16 protein-coding genes and 2 tRNA genes are annotated in these 19,369 nt (G+C 72.7%); 2 read left to right on the top strand and 16 right to left on the bottom strand.

Going from position 1 to position 19,369, the window contains the following annotated elements; translation table 11 throughout:
• Positions 1-296 precede the first annotated feature (296 nt).
• The 8 genes from ACQEVS_RS11375 to ACQEVS_RS11410 form a co-directional block, all read right to left on the bottom strand.
• Positions 297-767: a helix-hairpin-helix domain-containing protein gene (locus ACQEVS_RS11375; RefSeq protein WP_433018859.1), complete on the bottom strand. Its 471-nt coding sequence runs from the start codon at positions 765-767 to the stop codon at positions 297-299.
• Positions 768-1,790: 1,023 nt separating this feature from the next.
• Positions 1,791-2,636 carry a DegV family protein gene (locus ACQEVS_RS11380; protein WP_433018862.1) on the bottom strand — a complete coding sequence of 282 codons (846 nt, stop codon included), beginning with the start codon at positions 2,634-2,636 and terminating at the stop codon, positions 1,791-1,793.
• Between the two features lie 96 nt (positions 2,637-2,732).
• Positions 2,733-3,491: a hypothetical protein gene (locus ACQEVS_RS11385; RefSeq protein WP_433018865.1), complete on the bottom strand. Its 759-nt coding sequence runs from the start codon at positions 3,489-3,491 to the stop codon at positions 2,733-2,735.
• 265 nt (positions 3,492-3,756) lie between these two features.
• Positions 3,757-6,633, bottom strand: a complete 2,877-nt coding sequence (leuS, locus tag ACQEVS_RS11390; RefSeq protein ID WP_433018868.1) for a leucine--tRNA ligase — start codon at positions 6,631-6,633, stop codon at positions 3,757-3,759.
• Between the two features lie 354 nt (positions 6,634-6,987).
• Positions 6,988-8,964 (bottom strand): S53 family peptidase, encoded by a 1,977-nt coding sequence (locus ACQEVS_RS11395; protein WP_433018871.1) that lies wholly within the window; start codon positions 8,962-8,964, stop codon positions 6,988-6,990.
• Between the two features lie 245 nt (positions 8,965-9,209).
• Positions 9,210-9,282 (bottom strand) — tRNA-Ala (locus ACQEVS_RS11400).
• A gap of 151 nt (positions 9,283-9,433) precedes the next feature.
• On the bottom strand, positions 9,434-9,667 hold the full coding sequence (locus tag ACQEVS_RS11405) for a hypothetical protein (protein ID WP_004944425.1): 234 nt from the start codon (positions 9,665-9,667) through the stop codon (positions 9,434-9,436).
• Between the two features lie 276 nt (positions 9,668-9,943).
• On the bottom strand, positions 9,944-11,392 hold the full coding sequence (locus ACQEVS_RS11410; RefSeq protein WP_433018875.1) for an MFS transporter: 1,449 nt from the start codon (positions 11,390-11,392) through the stop codon (positions 9,944-9,946).
• A gap of 144 nt (positions 11,393-11,536) precedes the next feature.
• On the opposite strand from ACQEVS_RS11410, the gene ACQEVS_RS11415 reads away from it, so the two are divergent.
• Positions 11,537-12,478 (top strand): helix-turn-helix transcriptional regulator, encoded by a 942-nt coding sequence (locus tag ACQEVS_RS11415; RefSeq protein ID WP_433027452.1) that lies wholly within the window; start codon positions 11,537-11,539, stop codon positions 12,476-12,478.
• An 82-nt stretch (positions 12,479-12,560) separates the two neighbouring features.
• On the opposite strand, the gene ACQEVS_RS11420 is transcribed toward ACQEVS_RS11415, so the two are convergent.
• The 7 genes from ACQEVS_RS11420 to ACQEVS_RS11450 form a co-directional block, all read right to left on the bottom strand.
• Positions 12,561-12,633: transfer RNA gene (locus ACQEVS_RS11420), tRNA-Ala, on the bottom strand.
• Positions 12,634-12,768: 135 nt separating this feature from the next.
• Entirely contained in the window at positions 12,769-13,425 is a 657-nt protein-coding gene (locus ACQEVS_RS11425) for a histidine phosphatase family protein (RefSeq protein WP_433027455.1), read from the bottom strand.
• The gene (gene rsfS / locus ACQEVS_RS11430; RefSeq protein ID WP_433018878.1) at positions 13,422-13,862 is read right to left on the bottom strand and encodes a ribosome silencing factor; all 441 of its coding nucleotides are present in this window, start codon (positions 13,860-13,862) and stop codon (positions 13,422-13,424) included. The genes ACQEVS_RS11425 and rsfS overlap by 4 nt, the downstream gene beginning before the upstream one ends.
• 104 nt (positions 13,863-13,966) lie before the next feature.
• Entirely contained in the window at positions 13,967-15,754 is a 1,788-nt protein-coding gene (locus ACQEVS_RS11435) for an LCP family protein (protein WP_433018881.1), read from the bottom strand.
• A 40-nt stretch (positions 15,755-15,794) separates the two neighbouring features.
• Entirely contained in the window at positions 15,795-16,406 is a 612-nt protein-coding gene (gene nadD / locus ACQEVS_RS11440; protein ID WP_040889678.1) for a nicotinate-nucleotide adenylyltransferase, read from the bottom strand.
• A gap of 62 nt (positions 16,407-16,468) precedes the next feature.
• A complete protein-coding gene (locus ACQEVS_RS11445) occupies positions 16,469-16,630 on the bottom strand; it encodes a hypothetical protein (RefSeq protein WP_185945373.1) in 162 nt (53 codons plus the stop codon).
• A 111-nt stretch (positions 16,631-16,741) separates the two neighbouring features.
• Positions 16,742-16,921 (bottom strand): hypothetical protein, encoded by a 180-nt coding sequence (locus tag ACQEVS_RS11450; protein ID WP_185945374.1) that lies wholly within the window; start codon positions 16,919-16,921, stop codon positions 16,742-16,744.
• 92 nt (positions 16,922-17,013) lie between these two features.
• Here ACQEVS_RS11450 and ACQEVS_RS11455 point away from each other — a divergent pair, with 92 nt between their 5' ends.
• On the top strand, positions 17,014-18,189 hold the full coding sequence (locus ACQEVS_RS11455; RefSeq protein WP_433018886.1) for a M48 family metallopeptidase: 1,176 nt from the start codon (positions 17,014-17,016) through the stop codon (positions 18,187-18,189).
• A gap of 29 nt (positions 18,190-18,218) precedes the next feature.
• On the opposite strand, the gene ACQEVS_RS11460 is transcribed toward ACQEVS_RS11455, so the two are convergent.
• A complete protein-coding gene (locus tag ACQEVS_RS11460) occupies positions 18,219-19,346 on the bottom strand; it encodes a hypothetical protein (RefSeq protein WP_433018889.1) in 1,128 nt (375 codons plus the stop codon).
• Positions 19,347-19,369: the final 23 nt, after the last annotated feature.

The following is a 19,369-nucleotide window of genomic DNA, read 5'->3' on the forward strand; positions in this document are numbered from 1 at the left end:
GTCGTGGCGCGCCGGCCTGTCCGGGTGCTCGGACGCGTCGGACACCGTCCCTCTGTCGGACACCGTCCCTCTACGGCATTTCACCGCGATGCCGGCCGACGCGGCGGCGAGGAGCAGGGCCACTGCGCACAGTGCGGTGACCGTCGTCGCGTCCGCGGTCAGCGCGGCGGCGGCTCCGGCCCAGGCGGCGAGCGCCGGCGCCATCAGCCGGAGGTCGGCGGGGACGGCGGGCGGGGGCTCGGGCCGGGCCGGCGGGGTGTCCGGCGGGTCGGTCGCGGGTGGTGGGAGAGCCTTTCTCATGGCTGCACCAAAGGGCGCAGGTCGGCGAAGCGGCGGGCTCCGATGCCGTTGACCTGGCGGAGGTCGGTCACCGAGCGGAAACCGCCGTGTTCGGTGCGGTAGTCGACGATGTGCTGTGCCAGGACCGGGCCGACGCCCGGCAGCGCGTCCAGTTGCTCCACCGTTGCCGTGTTGAGGCTGAGCGGGCTGTTGGGGCCTGCCGCGGGTGTGTTTCCCGTCGCCGGCCTGGAACTGCCGCCCGGGCTTGCGCCGTTCGCTCGGGCCGGTGTGTTGGGGGGTGGCGAGCCGGCGCCCGGGGGTGCTCCGACCACGATCTGTTCGCCGTCCGCCAGCACGCGGGCCCGGTTGAGCACCGTCATGTCGACGCCGGGGCTCGCGCCGCCTGCCGCGTCCAGGGCGTCGACGACCCGGGAGCCGGCCGGCAGCCGCTGGATGCCGGGGTGACGGACCTTGCCGGAGACGTCCACCACCACTCCCCCGGTGTTCGGGGCTGGTGTGCCGCCCGGCGGGACCGATACAGCGGCCACCGGCGCGGGCGGGGGTGCGGCCGGTCGGCCGCGCACCGACGGCAGGGGTGCGGCGACAGGGGTCTCTCGGCTGGGGGCCGGAACGGTTCGCGGTCTGCCCGTCCAGAAGTGGAAGGCCGCGAAGAGGCCGACGGCGGCGAGGACGATCGCGAGGGCGGCGAGGGTTCGCGGCTCGATTCCGCAACGGAGTTGGAACCAGAGGGGCAGTTTCTCCTGGAGCGCCAGGCGCCAGCGGGTGGGGCGTGGGAGGGGGTCGGGGCTGCTCGCTGTCGGTACGGGGTCGGGGCGGGTGGCTCGGGTCGTTCCTGGACGCGGCCCGTCCGCGCATGGCCGTTCCGTCGTTCCGGAGTGCGTTCCCCGTCCCGGGCCGGATCCGGCTCGGCAGCCGCCTCGGATCCGGCGGGGGCGGCCTGGTGGGCGGTCGTTGGCGGGTGGGGGTGCGGTTCTCTTCTGGGCGGCAGGTTCCTTCGCCGTGGCTGGCTTCTTCGGGACCGGGGCTCCCATCAGTGCGGAAGCGCGGTCGCGGAGGGTGGGGTCGGGTGTGGGCGCGGGTGCGTCGAGTGCGGCCGTCGTCGTCATGGAAGTTGACGGTAGGAGTGCGCCGCACGAGTAGGGGATCTTGAGTAAAACCGGTGGATGAGTGCGGAGTTGTGGATAACTTCGTCACCCGATCGATGGACGCAAGCGGTTGCGGGCAGGGGCGCGCCGAGCGAATTCCGGCGGTTGGCGGGCAGGAGGAGTGCCCCGGCCCCGCCCTTTCACCGTTTCTTCGGGGGCTCCGCCCCCGCACCCCCGGCCCTGCACCCGCAGCCCCCTTCGGAGCTCCACCCCGAACCCCCGACCCCACGACCGCAGGCCCTCCCGCGGCTCCGCCCCCGGCACCCCCAACCCCGCGCCCACAGCGCCCCTTCAGAGCTCCACCCCAAGCCCCCGACCCCACAACCGCAAGCCTCCCCTACGTCCCTACCGCCCCGACACCACCACCCCCAGCAACCCCGGCCCCGTATGCGCCCCGATCACCGCGCCCACCTCGCTCACGTGCAACTCGCCCAGGTTCGGCACCCGTTCGCGCAGATGGTTTGCCAGTTGGGCGGCGCGGTCGGGGGTGGCCAGGTGGTGGACGGCGATGTCCACGGGGGTGGAGCCGGCGTGGGTGAGGGCGATCTCTTCCAGGCGGGCCACCGCCCGGGAGGCGGTGCGGACCTTTTCGCGCAGGTCGATGCGGCCGTCGACGAGTTGGAGCAGGGGCTTGACGGCCAGCGCGGAGCCCAGCAGGGCCTGGGCGGCGCCGATGCGGCCTCCCCTGCGCAGGTAGTCGAGGGTGTCGACGTAGAAGAAGGCGGCCGTACCCGCCGCCCGCTTCTCCGCGGCGGCCACCGCCTCGTCGAGCGTGCCGCCCGCCGAGGCCGTGTCGGCGGCGGCCAGGGCACAGAAGCCGAGGGCCATCGCCACCATGCCCGTGTCGACGACCCGGACGGGGACCGGCGCCTCCCGGGCCGCGAGCAGCGCGGCGTCGTACGTGCCGGAGAACTCGGCGGACAGGTGGAGGGAGACCACGCCCTCGGCTCCGGATTCGGCCGCCGCGCGGTAGGCGGCGGCGAAGACCTCGGGGGCGGGCCGGGACGTCGTCACCGGCCGCCGTTTCTGCAGGGCGTGGGCGACCGAGCGGGCGGAGACCTCGGTGCCTTCCTCCAGGGCCGTGTCGCCCAGCACCACCGTCAGCGGCACGGACGTGATGCCGTGCCGCTCCATCGCCTGTTGGGGCAGGTAGGCCGTGGAATCGGTGACGATCGCGACATGGCGGGACATGAACCGGAGGTTACCCGCACGGCGGCGGGACAAGCAGCCCGGGCCGGGATGGTGATCGCTTCGGATCGCGGGGGCCGCCCTCGGGGCGGCCGCCGGTCAGCTCGTGCCCTCCGGGTGTCCGTTCTTCTGCCACTTCTCCCAAGGGCGGGCGTCTTTCCGCCACATGTCCTGTCCCGCTATCGCGGGCCGTGCCCGCTCCGGCTCCGGCCGCGGTCCCGATGCCGGCTTCGATGCCGGTTCCGATGTCAATTTCGATTCCGGTTTCGTTTCCCGCTTCGGCTCATGCCGCGACGTGCCCTCCTCCGCGTCCACCGGCGTCCAGTGCCGCAGCGCCCCCGCCTCCATCCGGATCTGCTCGCTGAGATCCGCCAGGTCGTCGTCCGAGAACCGGCGGGCGCGGTCCTGGGCGGCCCAGCGCAGCGAGTCCGCCGCCTGCCGGACGCGCTCCGTGCGTTCGCGCATCTCGGGGAGGGCGGCGTCCAGCCGCTCGCGGCTGGGCTCGGTCTCCAGTCGCCGCAGGTCGTCGTCCAGCTCGTGGCCGTGGGCGCTCAGGCGCTCGAAGAGGGCGAGGGACTCGGAGAGGGACGGGTCCTCGGGGGCGCGCAGCCGCAGCGCCTCCTGCGTGGCCCGCATCGTCGTCCGCAGGGACAGCCGCAGCTGGGCCACCTCGCCCGCGGCGCCCGGCACGGTGTACTGGCGGGCCTTGAGCCGGGTGTCCTCCACCGTGCGCCGGGCCTGGGTCACCGTACGGTCCACGCCGCGCTTGACGGCTTTCACAGTGCGGACCGTCGCCACCACGGCGAGCGCGACGAGGACCGCGAAGATCAGGGCGATGATCACGGCCGCGGCTTCCATGGGCGCTCCTCGACGGGCTCTCGGTCGGACCGGCGGGCCGGTCGGTTCACGGGTTCTTGAGGCACCTCTCCACGGTAAACGGCACGGGCAGGCCGTGGGTTCCATCGGAACCCCCAACCTGCCCGTAGGGGAAACCCCCGAGTCCCGGGCGTCACACCCGGAACGAAACCGGCGTCACACCCGGGACGACCCCGACGTCACACCGGGACGACCCCGACGTCACACCGGGGACGACCCCGACGTCACACCCAAAACGGCACCGGCGTCACGCCGGGACGATGTTCACCAGCTTCGGCGCCCGCACGACGACCTTGCGGATGCCCGCCCCGCCCAGCGCCGCGATCACCGCGGGCTCGGCGAGCGCCACCCGCTCCAGCTCCTCGTCGGAGATCGACGGGGCGACCTCCAGCCGCGCCTTGACCTTGCCCTTGATCTGGACGACGCAGGTCACGGCCTCGTCGACCAGGTACGCGGGGTCGGCCACCGGGAAGTCCCGGTGCACGACCGATTCAGTGTGGCCCAGCCGGCGCCACAGCTCCTCCGCGATGTGCGGGGCCAGCGGCGCCACCAGCAGCACCAGCCGCTCCGCCACCGAGCGCGGCACCTCGGTCAGCTTGGTGACGTGGTTGTTCAGCTCGGTGATCTTGGCGATGGCGGTGTTGAAGCGCAGGTTGGCCATGTCCTGGCCGACACCGTCGATCGTCTTGTGCAGGACGCGCAGCGTCGCCTCGTCCGGCTCGGCGTCGACGACGGTGACCTCACCGGTGGCCTCGTCGACCACGTTCCGCCACAGGCGCTGCAGCAGCCGGTACTGGCCGACGACGGCGCGGGTGTCCCAGGGGCGGGAGACGTCCAGGGGGCCCATCGCCATCTCGTACAGGCGCAGGGTGTCGGCGCCGTACTCGGAGCAGATCTCGTCCGGCGTGACGGCGTTCTTCAGGGACTTGCCCATCTTGCCCAGCAGCCGGGAGACCTTCTCGCCCCGGTACCAGTAGGCGCCGTCGCGCTCCTCGACCTCGGCGGCCGGCACGGCGATGCCGCGGGCGTCGCGGTAGACGTATGCCTGGATCATGCCCTGGTTGAACAGCTTGTGGAACGGCTCGGCCGAGGAGACGTGCCCCAGGTCGAACAGCACCTTGGACCAGAAGCGGGCGTACAGCAGGTGCAGTACGGCGTGCTCGGCGCCGCCGACGTACAGGTCGACGCCGCCGTGCGGCTTGTCCTCGCGCGGGCCCATCCAGTAGCGCTCGGCCTCGGGCGAGACCAGCCGCTCGTCGTTGTGCGGGTCCAGGTAGCGCAGCTCGTACCAGCAGGAACCGGCCCAGTTGGGCATGGTGTTGGTCTCGCGGCGGTACCGCTTCACACCGTCGCCCAGGTCCAGTTCGACGTGCACCCAGTCCGCGTTGCGGGACAGCGGGGTCTCCGGCTCCGTGTCCGCGTCGTCCGGCTCGAAGGTGCGCGGGGCGTAGTCCTCGACCTCGGGCAGTTCCAGCGGCAGCATCGACTCGGGCAGCGCGTGGGCGACGCCGTCCTCGTCGTAGACGATCGGGAAGGGCTCGCCCCAGTAGCGCTGGCGGCTGAACAGCCAGTCGCGCAGCCGAAAGTTGACGGTGCCCTCGCCGATGCCCCGCTCGGTCAGCCAGGCGGCCATCCGGGCCTTGGCGTCGGGCACGACCAGCCCGTCCAGGGAGATCTCGGGGCCGGCCGAGTTGATGATCTCGGCTTCCTTGGAGTCGAAGGAGTCCGCCCACTCCGCCGGGTCGGTGCCCCGGTCGTCCGACGGCTTGACGACGCAGCGCATCGGCAGGTCGAAGGCGCGGGCGAAGGCGAAGTCGCGGCTGTCGTGCGCGGGGACGGCCATGATGGCGCCGGTGCCGTAGCCCATCAGGACGTAGTCGGCGACGAAGACGGGGATCCGGTCGCCGGTCGCCGGGTTGACGGCGTACGCGCCGGTGAAGACGCCGGTCTTCTCCTTGGCGTCGGCCTGCCGCTCGACGTCCGACTTGGCGGCGGCCTCCTTGCGGTACGCGGCGACGGCCTCGGCCGGGGTGGCGTGCCCGCCGGTCCAGTCGTCGTGGGTGCCCTCGGGCCAGCTCGCCGGAACGGCGGAGTCCTCGGTGACCAGCGGGTGCTCGGGCGCCAGCACCAGGTAGGTGGCGCCGAACAGGGTGTCGTGCCGGGTGGTGAAGACGGTGGCCTTCGCCCCCGGACGGCCGTCGATCGCGAAGTCGACGTGGGCGCCCTCGCTGCGGCCGATCCAGTTGCGCTGCTGCAGCTTGATGGCCTCGGGCCAGTCCAGCGCGTCCAGGTCGTCCAGCAGCCGGTCGCCGTAGGCGGTGATGCGCATGTTCCACTGGCGCAGCTTGGACTTGAAGACCGGGAAGTTGCCGCGCTCGGAACGGCCGTCGGCGGTGACCTCCTCGTTGGCCAGCACGGTGCCCAGGCCCGGGCACCAGTTGACCGGCGCGTCGGAGGCGTACGCCAGGCGGTATTCGCCCAGCACGTCGGCGCGCTCGACGGCGCTCAGCTCACTCCAGGAGCGCCCGTCGGGCGTCGCGCGCTCTCCGCTCTCGAACTGCGCCACCAGCTCGGCGATCGGCCGGGCCTTCTTCGCGTCCTCGTCGAACCACGAGTTGAAGATCTGCAGGAAGATCCACTGCGTCCACTTGTAGTACTCGGGGTCGATCGTCGCGAACGACCGCCGCTTGTCGTGGCCCAGGCCCAGCCGGCGCAGCTGCGCCTTCATGTTCTCCATGTTGGCCTCGGTGGACACCCGCGGGTGGGTGCCGGTCTGCACCGCGTACTGCTCGGCGGGCAGGCCGAAGGCGTCGAAGCCCAGGGTGTGCAGGACGTTGTGGCCGGTCATCCGGTGGTACCGGGCGGTGACGTCCGTGGCGATGTAGCCCAGCGGGTGGCCGACGTGCAGGCCCGCGCCCGAGGGGTACGGGAACATGTCCATGATGAACTTGCGCGGCCGGGCCACGACCTCGGGGTCACCGGCCAGTTCGCCGTCCGGGTTGGGCGCCTCGTACGTCCCGTTCGCGTCCCAGAAGTCCTGCCAGCGTGCCTCGATGTCGGCGGCCAGCGCGGCCGTGTAGCGGTGCGGGGCAGCCACCTCGGCGGCGGTAGTGGTCTCGCTCATCGTCCTCAAAGCTCCATCGATCGTCGTCTCTGCCTGCGGTCGCGCTACGGTCCCCGGGTCCCCTGCCGGATCCGGAAACGAAAAATCCCCTCGCACAGGAGGGGAGGCCGCGCCGATGCCGACCTGACCGGTCGGGATTGATCAGCGCGGCTCGCTAAGCAGGAGGCGTACGGCACGCATGGGGCCAGGTTACCGCAGGGGCCCCGAGGCCCGCACCGAGCCGGGGGCCGGTGCGGCGGCCCCCCGGCGGCCTCAGCGGGCCTCAGCGGGCTCCGGTGGGCCTCCGCCGGCCTCGGCGACCCGCGAACGGGCCGGGCGCCGCCCCCGCGAGGGCGACGGCGTCCGGCCCCGCGCTCAGCGCCGGTGCCCGGGCACGTACGAGGTGACGTAGTCACTGCCCGGCGAGCCGACGCCGGTCACGTCGTCGTAGCCGACGGTCGCCGAGAGCGAGCCGTCGTCGCCCAGGCTGCGCAGCGACACGGTGGTGCCGGCCTTGGCGTCGACGCTGTTGTTGAAGTCGACGCGGACGTTGCCGATGCCCTGCCCCTTGCCGAGCGGGTGGTCGGTGACGTCGTGGTACGCGGCGGTGCCGTAGCGGTCGTAGATGGCGGGGTTGGCGAAGCCGATCGGCACGCCGTGCCGGGCCTGCTGGGCCAGCGCCTGCACACCGGCGATGACCGGGGCGGCGAGCGAGGTGCCGCCGATGCGGTACTCGCCGTACTTCACGGACTTGTCCGGGAAGGTCTGCGTCTGGCCGACCAGGAAGCCGGTGGTGGAGTCGGCGACCGCAGCGATGTCCGGCCCGACGCGCATCGGCTTGGCCGCGCCGTCGGCCTTGGCGAGCGTGTCGGGGACCACGCCGCGCTGGTAGTACGGCTGCTCGAAGATCTTGCTGGTGCCGCCGCCGGCCCCGCCGGTGAACTCACCCGGGAAGCCGGTCCAGGTGCGCCCGTCCTTCGACAGCGGCGCCTTGTGGGTGCCCCAGCCGGTCTCCCACAGGTAGTGGTCGCCCTTGCCGACGGCCAGCGAGGTGCCGCCGACGGAGGTCGCCCACGGCGAGTTGGCGGGGGTGTCGACCGTCTTCTCGCCGTGCTTGTGGCTGTTGTCGCCGTCATCGCCGGACGAGAAGTAGAAGCCGATGCCTTCCACGGCGCCCTGCTGGAAGACGTGGTCGTAGGCGGTGGCGACGTCCGGCGTCTCGTGGGTCTCGATGTCGCTCCAGGAGTTGGAGACGATGTCGGCCAGCCGGTTGTCGACGATCTTGTGCAGCGAGTCGATCAGGTCGTCGTCCTGGCAGGAGGCCCCGGCCACGTAGACGATGTCGGACTCGGGGGCCACCGCGTGCACGGCCTCGATGTCGAGGGTCTCCTCGCCGTACCAGCCGGCCGCGTCGCACTCGTCGGGCGAGCCGTGCTTCCAGTCGGCGGGCAGCACCTGCGAGAACTGGCCCTTGCGGTACGCCTTGTCGCCGTTGCGCTTGGCGTACTGCTCGATGTCCTTGCCGATCGTCGGCGAGGCGTACGCGTCGGTGATCGCGACCGTGACGCCCTTGCCGGAGAAGTTCTTGGCACCGTACGCGGCCCGCAGCTGTTTGCCGGTGTAGCCCTTGATCGCGTACGGGGCGTGGCCGCCGTAGGCCGACGGCAGGCTCTTGTTCACGTTCGAGCCGTAGTAGGTCGAGAACGGACCGGCGTTGACGAACGCGGAGCTCGGGCCGGGCAGGGTCTCGTCCCGGTGCGCGCGCCGGGGGGCGTCGTTGAGGCCGACGACGGTGAGGACCGCGCCGTGCAGGGAGACGGGGACGGTGGCGGTCGAGGACGGCGCGTGGTACGTCCGGCCGTCCTTGACGTAGTCGTGCAGCCGGGTGCCGAACGCCTTCTGCACCGCCGCGGCGTCACCGGTGACGGTGACGTAGTGCTCGTTGGTGCCGGTCACCTTGAGGCCCGCGGACTTCAGCCATCCGGTGACCTCGGCTATCTGCCCCTTGGTCGGGCCGAAACGATCCTTCGCCTGGCGCGCCGTCAGGTACCTGCCGTAGGAGGCGGACCGGGGGTCGGAGACGGCCCGGGCGTAGTCGGCGAGCCCTTTGGCGTCCCGGCCGGCGAGGTAGACGCGGGCGGTGACGGCCTTCTTCACCGAGGTGCTGCCCCGGTCGGCGGCGGCCGTGGCCCACTCGGGTTTGGTGCCGGCCAGCGACTGCCGGGCGGGCGGCCCGCTGTCGGCGCCGGCGGTGGGCGCGCCGAGCGCCAACACTCCGGTCACCAAGGGCAGCGCGGCGGCCAGGGCCAGGCCCGCGCGGGCTCCGGAGTGACGAGAACGGCGAGATCTCATAAAACCCCCTGCGATGCGATGAGTCGCGTGCGGTCATGTGTGACGGCCGCGACGGAAGCGGCGCGCACACGGCACGTCACTCTTTCGGCGAACGGTTCATGCAGGGGACATGTGTTCGCCAACAAGCGGGCAAGGAAGGGTCATGAACATGCAAGAAGTGCGCGAACGCCCGGGAAAGGGGCCGCGAACGGCCGACCGCACAACGAAAAGCGGGCCGCCCTTTCGGACGACCCGCTCATCTCCTGTGGAGCTAAGGAGAATTGAACTCCTGACCTCCTGCATGCCATGCAGGCGCTCTACCAACTGAGCTATAGCCCCTTGTTCTCTTGTCCGCCGCCCGGGCTTTCCCGCCGTTTCCGGCCGGTTCCCCCTGGCGACATCGACTACATTACACGGACCCCCCTGCCATCTGCCAAATCGATGGTTCCCCTGACCGATTTCGCCCGGTTTGCCCGAGGGTTCGGAGCCCTCACGCGGTAGCGAACGAATAGAACCGCTTCAGGGCGCAGTGCTCGTCGAGCAACCGCCCGTAGATCGGCTCCCCCTCCAGTTCACGGTAGGTCTCGATGGGGTCCCCTTTTATGATCAGCGCCCGTGCGCACTCGACGCACCAGTACTGGTAGTCGGCGTTGATCGGTTCCATGTCGCGAACGATGGGCGTCCCGCTGCCGCACCAGTCGCATTTCCGGCTGTGTGCACCCATTCACTCAGCTCCAGCTGTGGCCGCAGGCCGTGCGGACGTACGAAACACCGCCGTTGTCGCCGAGCGCCTGGGCCGCATGAGCGGATCCACAAGCCGGGCATCGGAGGGCGGTCACTCCTGGGGATCCGGGAATTCGCATCCCGGGAACACCGGAGGCTCCGGGAACTCCGGGAAGGGCGTCGGTCGTCGCGAACACGCTCCCCGGCATGTCAGCTTCCCTCCCCTTCACCCCGTCCGCGCCCGGCCGTCCGATTCTGCCACGGGACGGGCGCCGGGTCAGCGCCGCCGACGCGGCAGGGCCGTCCCCACCGCGGCCACCGCCGTCCCCGCCAGCGCGCACGAGGTGATCCATACCCCGTGCGCCGAGGAGGCCGCCGTCCCGCCGCCGGCCTCGGCGAGGTAGCCGGCGCCGTAGACGGCCACCCCGGTGAGCAGGCCGAGCTGGCTGGTGGTGGTGAGCAGTCCACTGGCGTCGGCGGCGTGCTCCGGCCGCACCCCGGCCAGCGTACGGCCGAGCGTCGGGCTGAAGGCCAGGCCGAGCCCGCCACCGCCGCCGAGCAGCGCCGCGTACAGCCACAGGCCGCCGTCGCCGCCGTCGCGCAGGACCAGCCCGGTACCCGCGAAGGACACCGCCGCCAGCAGCAGTCCGGCCGTGGGCAGGGCGCCGTGCCAACGCTCGGGGAACCTGCGCCAGTTGAGGCCGACGCCGCCGAAGGCCACCGCCGTGGGCAGGAAGGTCAGCCCGGTGCGCAGCGGCCCGAAGCCGAGCCCGCTCTGCAGGTGCAGGGAGAGCGACAGGAGGACGCCGGCGTTCATCGCCATGGTGAGCCCGAGCCGCGCCACCGCCTGCGGCACGCCCGGCACCCGCAGCACCGCGGGGGCGATCAGCGGCGCCCCGCCGCGACGGGCCAGCCGCGCCTCGTACCCGGCGAAGGCCGCCGCGAGCACGGCGCAGAGCGCGAACGACAGCCAGGTCCACAGCGGCCAGTCCTGCTCCTCGCCCAGCACCATCGGCACCGTGAAGCACATGACGGCCGCCGCGAGGAGCACCAGGCCCGCCAGGTCGAGCCCCCGCGCGCGCTCCCCGGCGTGCGGCTCGTCGCGGGGCATCAGCCGGACGCCCAGGAGGAGGAGCAGCAGCCCGATGGGCACGTTGACCAGGAAGACCGGCCGCCAGCTCCAGCCGAACAGGTCCGCGTCGACCAGCAGGCCGCCGACGGTCATCCCGATCGCGGCGCCCGAGGCGATCACGGCCGAGAAGAGGCCGAGCGCCCGCGCCCGCGCGGGACCGTCGTAGGCGCGCTGGATCAGGCTCAGCACCTGCGGCAGCATCACGGCCGCGCCGGCGCCCTGGACGAACCGGAAGGCGATCAGCGCCCCGGTGCCGTCGGCCAGTCCGCAGCACAGCGAGGCGAGGGTGAACAGGGCGAGCCCGGCGAGGAAGACCCGCCGGTGGCCGTGGCGGGCGCCGAGCCGGGCGCCGGTGATCAGCAGCACCGCGTAGCTGATCGTGTAGCCGGCGACGACCAGTTGCAGCCCGGAACCGGAGGCGTGCAGTTCCGTCCGGATGGTGGCGGTGGCCACGTTGACGACGAACGAGTCGAGGATCGCCATGAACTGGCCGAGCAGCACGATCGGCAGCAGCAGGCCGGGCCGTACGGGCCCGCGGGGGCCGGGAGCGCCGGCGCCGTTGTCAGTGGGGTCCGCTTCACTGGTACCGGGCACTTCACCGGGGCCCGGAGCGGGCGTCGTTCGGGGGACGGGATCGTGGACATGCCCTACAGGCTGTGTGCGGACGGGTACGGGTGGCGAGAGCCCACCGCACCTATTACCAGTGGCACCTGGCGGCATTCCCGCGCCGCGACGACCATGGGGGACGTGACGACGATGGCGACGCTGAACGGACGCAGGCGAACGGAGCTGGCCGCCTTCCTGCGCGGTCGGCGGGCCAGGGTGAGACCGGCCGACGTGGGCATCCCCGAGGGCCTGCGCCGGCGCACCCCCGGCCTCCGGCGCGAGGAGGTGGCGCAGCTCTCCGGGGTCGGCATCACCTGGTACACCTGGCTGGAACAGGGCCGCCCCATCAACGCCAGCGTGCAGGTGCTGGACGCCATCGCCCGGACGCTGCGCCTGGACGAGAACGAGCGCGAGCACCTCTACCAGCTGGCCGAAGTCCCGTACGCGCCGCGGCGGGTGGCCGACGCGGACGCGGTCGGCCCGGCGGTGCAGGCGGTCATCGACGCCCTCGGCCCGAATCCGGCCGTCGTCTACAACGCCCGCTACGACGTGCTGGCCACCAACGCGTCCTACCGCGCCCTCTTCCCGCTGGTGTACCTGACGGCGGACTGGAAGGCCAACGTCCTCTGGCAGCTCTTCACCCGGCCCGAGTGCTGCGGCCCGGTCGTCGACCGGGAGGCGGAACTGCCGCTGCTGGTGGCCACGTTCCGCGGCGCGTACGGGCGGCACGTCGGCGAGCCGGCGTGGGAGGAGTTCCTGCGCCTGCTCACCGCGTCCAGCGAGGAGTTCCGCCGGCTGTGGGAGGCCGGGGACGTCATCCCGCCGGGCCGCCGCACCAAGGTCATGCGGCACGCCTCGGTGGGCGAGCTCCGGCTGGTCTCCACCTCGCTCGCGCCGGCGGAGGCGCCCGAGACGCGCGTGGTCGTCTACACGCCGGAGGACGCGGAGACCGCCCGCCTCCTGGCCAGGCTGGCCGCCCTGGAGGATCCGCTGGTGGGCTGCCCGGAGCACGGGATGAGGCTGTCGGAGATACGCGACCGGCTGGCGCGGAAGGAGCCGCGGCGGGCCTCCTGAACCCCGGTCCCGTCGCGGCGGCCGTACCGCACAAAACGAAGATCCCGCCCGGTCTTGCCGACCGGACGGGATCCCCTTTCTGTGGAGCTAAGGAGAATTGAACTCCTGACCTCCTGCATGCCATGCAGGCGCTCTACCAACTGAGCTATAGCCCCGCTGTTCTCGGCTCCCCCGGAGGTTTTCCCCCGCGTTCCCCGCGAACAAGAAGAACTTTAGCCTGCCACCTGCCCGAATGGGAAATCGGGCCCGGTGGCGGGCCCGCACCCCGGAACCCGGGGTTCCGGGAGGGCTCAGTCGTCGTCGCCGAGGACCGGCTCCGGCAGGGTGCCCGCGTTGTGCTCCAGCAGCCGCCAGCCGCGCGCGCCCTCGCCCAGGACGGACCAGCAGCAGTTGCTGAGCCCGCCCAGCGCCTCCCAGGAGAGCGGGTCCAGCCCGAGCAGCCGTCCGATGGTGGTGCGGATGGTGCCACCGTGGCTGACGACGACGAGCGTGCCGCCGTCCGGCAGCCGGTCGGCGTGGTCCAGGACGACGGGGGCCGCCCGTTCGGCGACCTCGGTCTCCAGCTCGCCGCCACCGCGCCGCACGGGCTCCCCGCGCTTCCAGGCCGCGTACTGCTCGCCGTACCGCTCGCTGATCTCCTCGTGCGTGAGGCCCTGCCAGGCCCCGGCGTACGTCTCGCGCAGCCCGGCGTCGTGGGTGATCTCCAGGCCGGTGAGCGCCGCCAGCTCGGCGGCGGTGCCGGCGGCGCGGCGGAGGTCGGAGGCGACGACGGCGTCCGGCTTCATCGCCGCCAGCAGCCGGGCCGCCCGGCGCGCCTGGGCGACGCCGGTCTCCGTCAGCTCGATGTCTGTGGTGCCCTGGAAGCGGCGCTCGACGTTCCAGGCCGTCTGGCCGTGCCGCCACAGGACGATGCGGCGGCCCCGGCCGCCTCCCCTGCTGCCGTTCAGCTCAGCTCACCGTCCAGCCCGTCGGCGGCCTCCTGGGCGCGGGCGTGTTCCGCGCCCTTGCCGCGGGTGGCCACCGCGTCGGCGGGCAGCTCCATCTCCGGGCAGTCCTTCCACAGCCGCTCCAGGGCGTAGAAGACGCGCTCCTCGCTGTGCTGGACGTGCACGACGATGTCCATGTAGTCCAGGAGGACCCAGCGCGCGTCACGGTCGCCCTCGCGCCGGACCGGCTTGGCGCCCAGCTCCTTGAGCAGCCGCTCCTCGATCTCGTCGACGATCGACTTGACCTGGCGGTCGTTGGGGGCCGAGGCCAGCAGGAAGGCGTCGGTGATCGACAGCACGTCGCTGACGTCGTACGCGACGATGTCATGCGCGAGCTTGTCGGCGGCAGCCTGGGCGGCGGCCTGAATGAGCTGTGCGGAGCGGTCCGTGGCGGTCACTGGCCATGCTTTCGGTAGAGAGCGGGTACGCCCTCAAGGGTCTCACGACCCGCCGCGGCCCCTCCCGGGCTTTCCCGGCACTCCCCGCACCGGCACGGCACCGCTCAGCCCTTGTAATTCCTGCCGAGCACCACGGTCACGTCCGCGTTGGCCGCGACGTCCGACGCCTGCCCCTTCCGAACCGCGCCGGCCGGCAGCCCCAGCGTCTTGGCGACCTCCTTGGCGTCCGCCGCCCGCTTGTCGTCCGCGTAGTACACGGTGGAGGCGCCCGCCGCGGCGGCCGTGCCCGCGTCGAGGTAGGTGTAGCCGCCGTTGACGAGGGCGACCCGGGCCGCGCCCGCGCCGGCCGCGCCGCCTGTGGCGTTCTTCACGCTGACCCGGGGCGTGCTGCCGGCGCCCGCGCTCCCCACCGCGCCCCCGAGCACCTCCTTGACCACGCCGTCCGCCTCCTCGCCGCCGAGGGTCCCGTCCGGCCGCACGGGCAGCACGGCGGTGCGGTACGCGCCCGCCTTGGCGCGGGCCGCCAGCTGGGCCAGGGAGGCGCCGAGCTGCGGGACGGAGAGCGACGGGTCGGGGATCTGCGCCAGCGCCTCGACCGTGGTCGTCGCGGCCTTGGGGTCGGTGGACATCCTCTTCAGGACGGCCTGCATGACCTGCCCGAACCGGTTGAGCTGCCGGTCGGGGGCCTCACCCGGCGCCCGGTGGGTGGCGTAGGCGACGGCCGCCTGGCCGTTGAGGCTCTGCCCGGCGCCCCGCCGCACCAGCGGGTCGTCCCCCGGCTTGGCCCCGGGGACGTCGGTGTCCGCGTCGACCGTCACACCGCCGACCAGCTGGACGAGGTTCTCCAGGTACGGGGTGTCCAGCCGCCAGCTGCCCTTGATCTGCGAGCCGAGCAGGGTGTTGAGGGCGTCGCGGGTGCCCCCGGTGCCCGCCTCCTGCACGGACTTGCCGAGGGTCGTGGACCCGCCGCCCTCCTTGGCGACGGCGAGCGCGTTGGGCAGCAGGACGGCGGTGGCCTTCTTCGTCGTCGCGTTGTCGACGAGCAGGGCCGTCGAGCTGCCGCCGCCCTTGGTCTGCCGCAGGTGCACGACGATGACGTCGCGCTTCTGCCCGACGCCCGCCGAGGCACCGCCGCCCTTGTCGTCACCGCCCGCCAGGAAGAGGTAGCCGAGCACTCCGCCCAGGACCAGCACGAACGCCACGGCGAGCGCGACGTAGCGGTTGCGGCCGCGGCGCTTGCGCTCGTCCCGGCGCTCGGTGCGGCTCTCGCTGAACTTCAGCCAGTCGATGACGTCCTCGGCGTCCTCGTCCGGCGCCTCGACGAAGGAGAACTGCTCGGTGCGGTAGTCCGGGGCCGCCGCCGGGTCGTCGTCGGGCGCCTGCCGCGGCTCGGGGACGGCACCGGCCGGCGCCGCGCCCTCCGCGCCGCCGGGGGCCTCCACGCGTCCGGCGCGGTCCGCCTGGCGGGGGATCCGCTCCTGCGGGCGCTCGTCGTCGACGGCGGGGGCTTGGGCCTGCTGCTGTGTTTGAACGTGGCCTTGGGGCTGGGCGTACCCCTGCGGCTGCTGGAACGCGGGGTACTCCTGCGCCTGCTGGTACCCGCCCTGCCCGCCGGTGCCCTGCCCCTCGACGGCGTACGGGTCGTAACCGCCGTACCCCTGTCCGTACCCTTGCCCGTACTCCTGGACGCCCCCCTGCTGCTGCACCGAGGCGTCGAATCCGGCGAGCGGCCTGCCGTAGGCGTCATACGCCATCCGCGGATCGTCCGGACGGTGGACCGGACCGCCGTAGGCGTCGTAGCCGTACACCTGCGGCTGCTGTCCGTACGGATCCCGGGCGTGGGGGTCATGCCCGTGGGGATCGTGCGCGTACGGGTCCTGGCGGTCGTTCAACGGTGCCCCTCGGTGGCGCTGGAGCCGGTTCGGCCGGTTGTCAGCCGTCGTGACGGTACAGCTTGCGCTTGGCGATATAGCGCACGACACCGTCCGGCACCAGGTACCAGACGGGCTCCCCCTCGGCCACACGCGCGCGGCAGTCGGACGAGGAGATCGCGAGGGCCGGGACCTCGACGAACGAGACCCGGTCGTCCGGCAGCCCCGGGTTGGCCAGTATGTGCCCGGGGCGGGTGACGCCGATGAAATGGGCGAGGGAGAACAACTCGTCCGTGTTGTGCCAGGTGAGGATCTGCGCGAGCGCGTCCGCGCCGGTGATGAAGAACAGGTCCGCGTCGTCGTTGAGGGCGCGCAGGTCCCGGAGCGTGTCGACGGTGTACGTCGGTCCCCCGCGGTCGATGTCGATCCTGCTGACCGAGAACTGCGGGTTGGACGCCGTGGCGATGACCGTCATCAGGTAGCGGTCCTCGGCCGGGGACACCGCCTTGTGGCTCTTCTGCCACGGGTGGCCGGTCGGGACGAACACCACCTCGTCCAGGTGGAACTGCGAGGCGACCTCACTCGCGGCGACCAGGTGGCCGTGGTGGACGGGATCGAACGTCCCGCCCATGACGCCGAGCCGCCGCTTCGCGGGCTCTGTCTGCTCTTCCATGCGTGCAGACCCTACTGGGCACGGCGGCGCGCCGGCCCTGCGGGAGGGTGCGCCCCGGCCGGTCAGCGGTCCCGGTTGAAGCGGGTCGTCACGTAGAGCAGGAGCAGCAGGATGAAGAGCGCGGCGCCGCCGGTGACGTAGGGGCTGAGGCTCTCGTGGGTGTCGACGTGCTCGCTCTCGGAAGCGAGCGTGACCAGGGCCGAGTGGGCTGAGGTGAGGGACATCGTCGGCAGGACCTCTCCGGAGGCGATCGGTTGGAGACTTCCGCCACATCGTATGCGGACGTGGTCGCCGGGCTCACGCCGACTCCGCGCGGCGGCACCGGCGCCGCGCCGTCAGCCCTTCTTGCGGTACCCGCGGAGCAGCAGCCAGGCGGTGAGCGGCACGCCGATCAGGGCGACGATGACGACGGTGCGCAGCACCGGTCCCGGTCCCTGGTCGTGGGCGGAGACGGCCAGCGTCCCGGTGAACGCCGGGGACGCCGCGAGGTGGGTGAAACCCTGGAGAGCGGACATGCCTCCACGGTAGCCCTGTCAGCGGCAGCGCCTAGGGTGGGGTCCGTCAGCCGGGGGACGGGCCACGATCGAGCCCAGTTGAGGGGGTCGCCATGAGTGACAGCAACGCCGCGAACGGCTCCGGCCGCGCGGAGGGGGACGCGGAAGGACGCGTTCCGGGCCGCGACCGGAGGCGCTTCCCGGACATCTCGTCCCGGGCGTACGAGCACCCCGCGGACCGCTCCGCCCTGGTCGCCCTGCGCAAGCTGAGCGGTTTCGACACCGTGTTCAAGGCCCTGAGCGGCCTGCTGCCGGAGCGCAGCCTGCGGCTGCTGTTCCTGTCCGACTCGGTGCGGGTGAGCGACCAGCAGTTCCCGCACCTGCACACGATGCTGCTGGACGCCTGCTACATCCTGGACCTGCCCAAGGTCCCGCCGATGTACGTCACCCAGGACCCGCAGCCCAACGCGATGTGCGTCGGCCTCGACGAGCCGGTCATCGTGGTGACGACGGGCCTGGTCGAGCTGCTGGACGACGAGGAGATGCGGGCGGTCGTGGGCCACGAGGTGGGCCACGCGCTGTCGGGCCACTCGGTTTACCGCACGATCCTGCTGTTCCTGACCAACTTCGCGCTGAAGGTGGCCTGGATCCCGCTGGGCGGCATAGCGGTCACGGCGATCGTGACGGCGCTGCGCGAGTGGTTCCGCAAGTCGGAGCTGTCGGCGGACCGGGCCGGGCTGCTGGTGGGCCAGGACCTGCGGGCGTCGCTGCGCGGCCTGATGAAGCTGGCGGGCGGCAACCACCTCCACGAGATGAACGTGGACGCCTTCCTCGCCCAGGCCGCCGAGTACGAGGCGGGCGGCGATCTGCGGGACTCCGTCCTGAAGATCATGAACGTGCTGCCGCGCAGCCACCCGTTCGCCACCGTGCGGGCGGCCGAGCTCAAGCGCTGGGCGGAGAGCCGGGACTTCCAGCGGCTGATGGACGGCCACTACCCGCGGCGCGCGGAGGACAAGGACGCCTCCATAACGGACTCCTTCCGCGAGTCGGCCGGCCATTACGCGGAGTCCGTCCGGTCGAGCAAGGACCCGCTGATGGGGCTGGTCCGGGACATCGCGGGCGGGGCCAACGACCTGGGCAGCCGGCTCCGGGACACCTTCACGGGCCGCTCCGGCGCGGCCGGCGGGCCGAAGGACGCCCCGAAGGAGGACGCCCCGAAGGACACCCCGAAGGACACGCCGCGCGACGAACCCCGGGACGAGCCACGCGACGGCGACGGCAGGGGCTGACGGGAAAGCCAGAGGGGCCGAAGCGGCGCTCAGCGTCCCGGCGGGGCCGGCCCGCCCGCCGGGGCCATGGCTCCCGGCGCCAGCACGCCGCACAGCCCGACGGACGGCCGGCCGGTCGCGTACGGGTCGGTGAGGGGCTGCCGGCTGTTGTCCGCGGTGCGGCCGGCCAGGAGGGGCCGGAGATACGCCGCGTCGTCCGCGCCGCAGGACTCGGGCCCCGCCTCGACCGTGCTCCGCAGCACCTGGACGTGGTGGTCCTGGAGATCGTCGCGGTCGAAGCGGAAGCGGACGATCCGGCGGACGGTGAACAGCGAGGTGTCCGCGCCCGGCCCGTCCCCCGCCGCCGTCCCCGCCTTCGCCGGTCCCGTGCCCGCCGGACGGACGGCGTAGACGAAGGTGTGGTCGGCGGAGACCTCCAGCGCGGCCGGGGAGACCTCGGTGAGGGAGAAGGCGCCCTCGACCCGGACGGGCGCGTCGTCCAGGGCCACCTGGGCGGGGTCGAAGCGGACCACCCAGCCGGTGATCGCGTGCTGCCCGTCGGCCGCGGGGTGCTCGAAGCTGCGGTCGTACTGCTCCACCTGCGAGGGGGCGAGCAGCACGCGCACGGCCCGGCCGTCGCCGCCGCCGAGCACCTCCCGGTCCAGCGCGGACCTGACCGTGTACTCCTTCGCGGTGGCGAGGGCGGCCATCACCAGCCCCTCGGAGAAGTTCTGGGTGCGCCGCACGTCCGGCAGCGTCACGCCCCCCGCGCCCTCCCCGAACCGCTGGGCGGGGCTGCCGTCGAAGAGCCGCGCCGCGGGCCCGCCGGGCACCGTGCCGCGCGGGGCGAGCGGTATCACGGTGGTCTGCAGCGGCTCGGCGGACGGCGGCCTGGGCTCCTTGTAGGGGTGGCGCAGCCCCATGTAGACGGCCGTGCCGAAGGCCAGCGCGATCAGCAGGACGAGGAGCAGCAGTTGGCGCGAGGCGCCGAGCCGGGCCCAGGCGTGCCGGGTGCGCACGGCGGGGGCGTGGTCGCCGAGCCGCTCCCGGGCCGAGGACTCCTGGAGGCGCGCGGCCCGGACGAACGACTCGTCGAAGACGACCGACCGGTACTCTTCGTCACCACCTCCCGGGGCACCCTCGGGCGTCCCCTCAGGCGGGTCTCCAGGCCCTTCCATACCTCAAGGGTAGGTCGCCGGGC

The organism is Streptomyces sp. CA-181903, from assembly GCF_050937075.1.
In the GTDB taxonomy this organism is placed as follows: Bacteria; Actinomycetota; Actinomycetes; order Streptomycetales; family Streptomycetaceae; genus Streptomyces.

What these genes read in the sequence shown, in the direction of transcription:
- ACQEVS_RS11380 (WP_433018862.1), bottom strand. Translation starts at nt 2,636, where the DNA reads ATGTCCCGCCATGTCGCGATCGTCACCGATTCCACGGCCTACCTGCCC.
- ACQEVS_RS11385 (WP_433018865.1), bottom strand. Translation starts at nt 3,491, where the DNA reads ATGGAAGCCGCGGCCGTGATCATCGCCCTGATCTTCGCGGTCCTCGTC.
- leuS (WP_433018868.1), bottom strand. Translation starts at nt 6,633, where the DNA reads ATGAGCGAGACCACTACCGCCGCCGAGGTGGCTGCCCCGCACCGCTAC.
- ACQEVS_RS11395 (WP_433018871.1), bottom strand. Translation starts at nt 8,964, where the DNA reads ATGAGATCTCGCCGTTCTCGTCACTCCGGAGCCCGCGCGGGCCTGGCC.
- ACQEVS_RS11405 (WP_004944425.1), bottom strand. Translation starts at nt 9,667, where the DNA reads ATGGGTGCACACAGCCGGAAATGCGACTGGTGCGGCAGCGGGACGCCC.
- ACQEVS_RS11415 (WP_433027452.1), top strand. Translation starts at nt 11,537, where the DNA reads ATGGGGGACGTGACGACGATGGCGACGCTGAACGGACGCAGGCGAACG.
- nadD (WP_040889678.1), bottom strand. Translation starts at nt 16,406, where the DNA reads ATGGAAGAGCAGACAGAGCCCGCGAAGCGGCGGCTCGGCGTCATGGGC.
- ACQEVS_RS11445 (WP_185945373.1), bottom strand. Translation starts at nt 16,630, where the DNA reads ATGTCCCTCACCTCAGCCCACTCGGCCCTGGTCACGCTCGCTTCCGAG.
- ACQEVS_RS11450 (WP_185945374.1), bottom strand. Translation starts at nt 16,921, where the DNA reads ATGTCCGCTCTCCAGGGTTTCACCCACCTCGCGGCGTCCCCGGCGTTC.
- ACQEVS_RS11455 (WP_433018886.1), top strand. Translation starts at nt 17,014, where the DNA reads ATGAGTGACAGCAACGCCGCGAACGGCTCCGGCCGCGCGGAGGGGGAC.
- ACQEVS_RS11460 (WP_433018889.1), bottom strand. Translation starts at nt 19,346, where the DNA reads ATGGAAGGGCCTGGAGACCCGCCTGAGGGGACGCCCGAGGGTGCCCCG.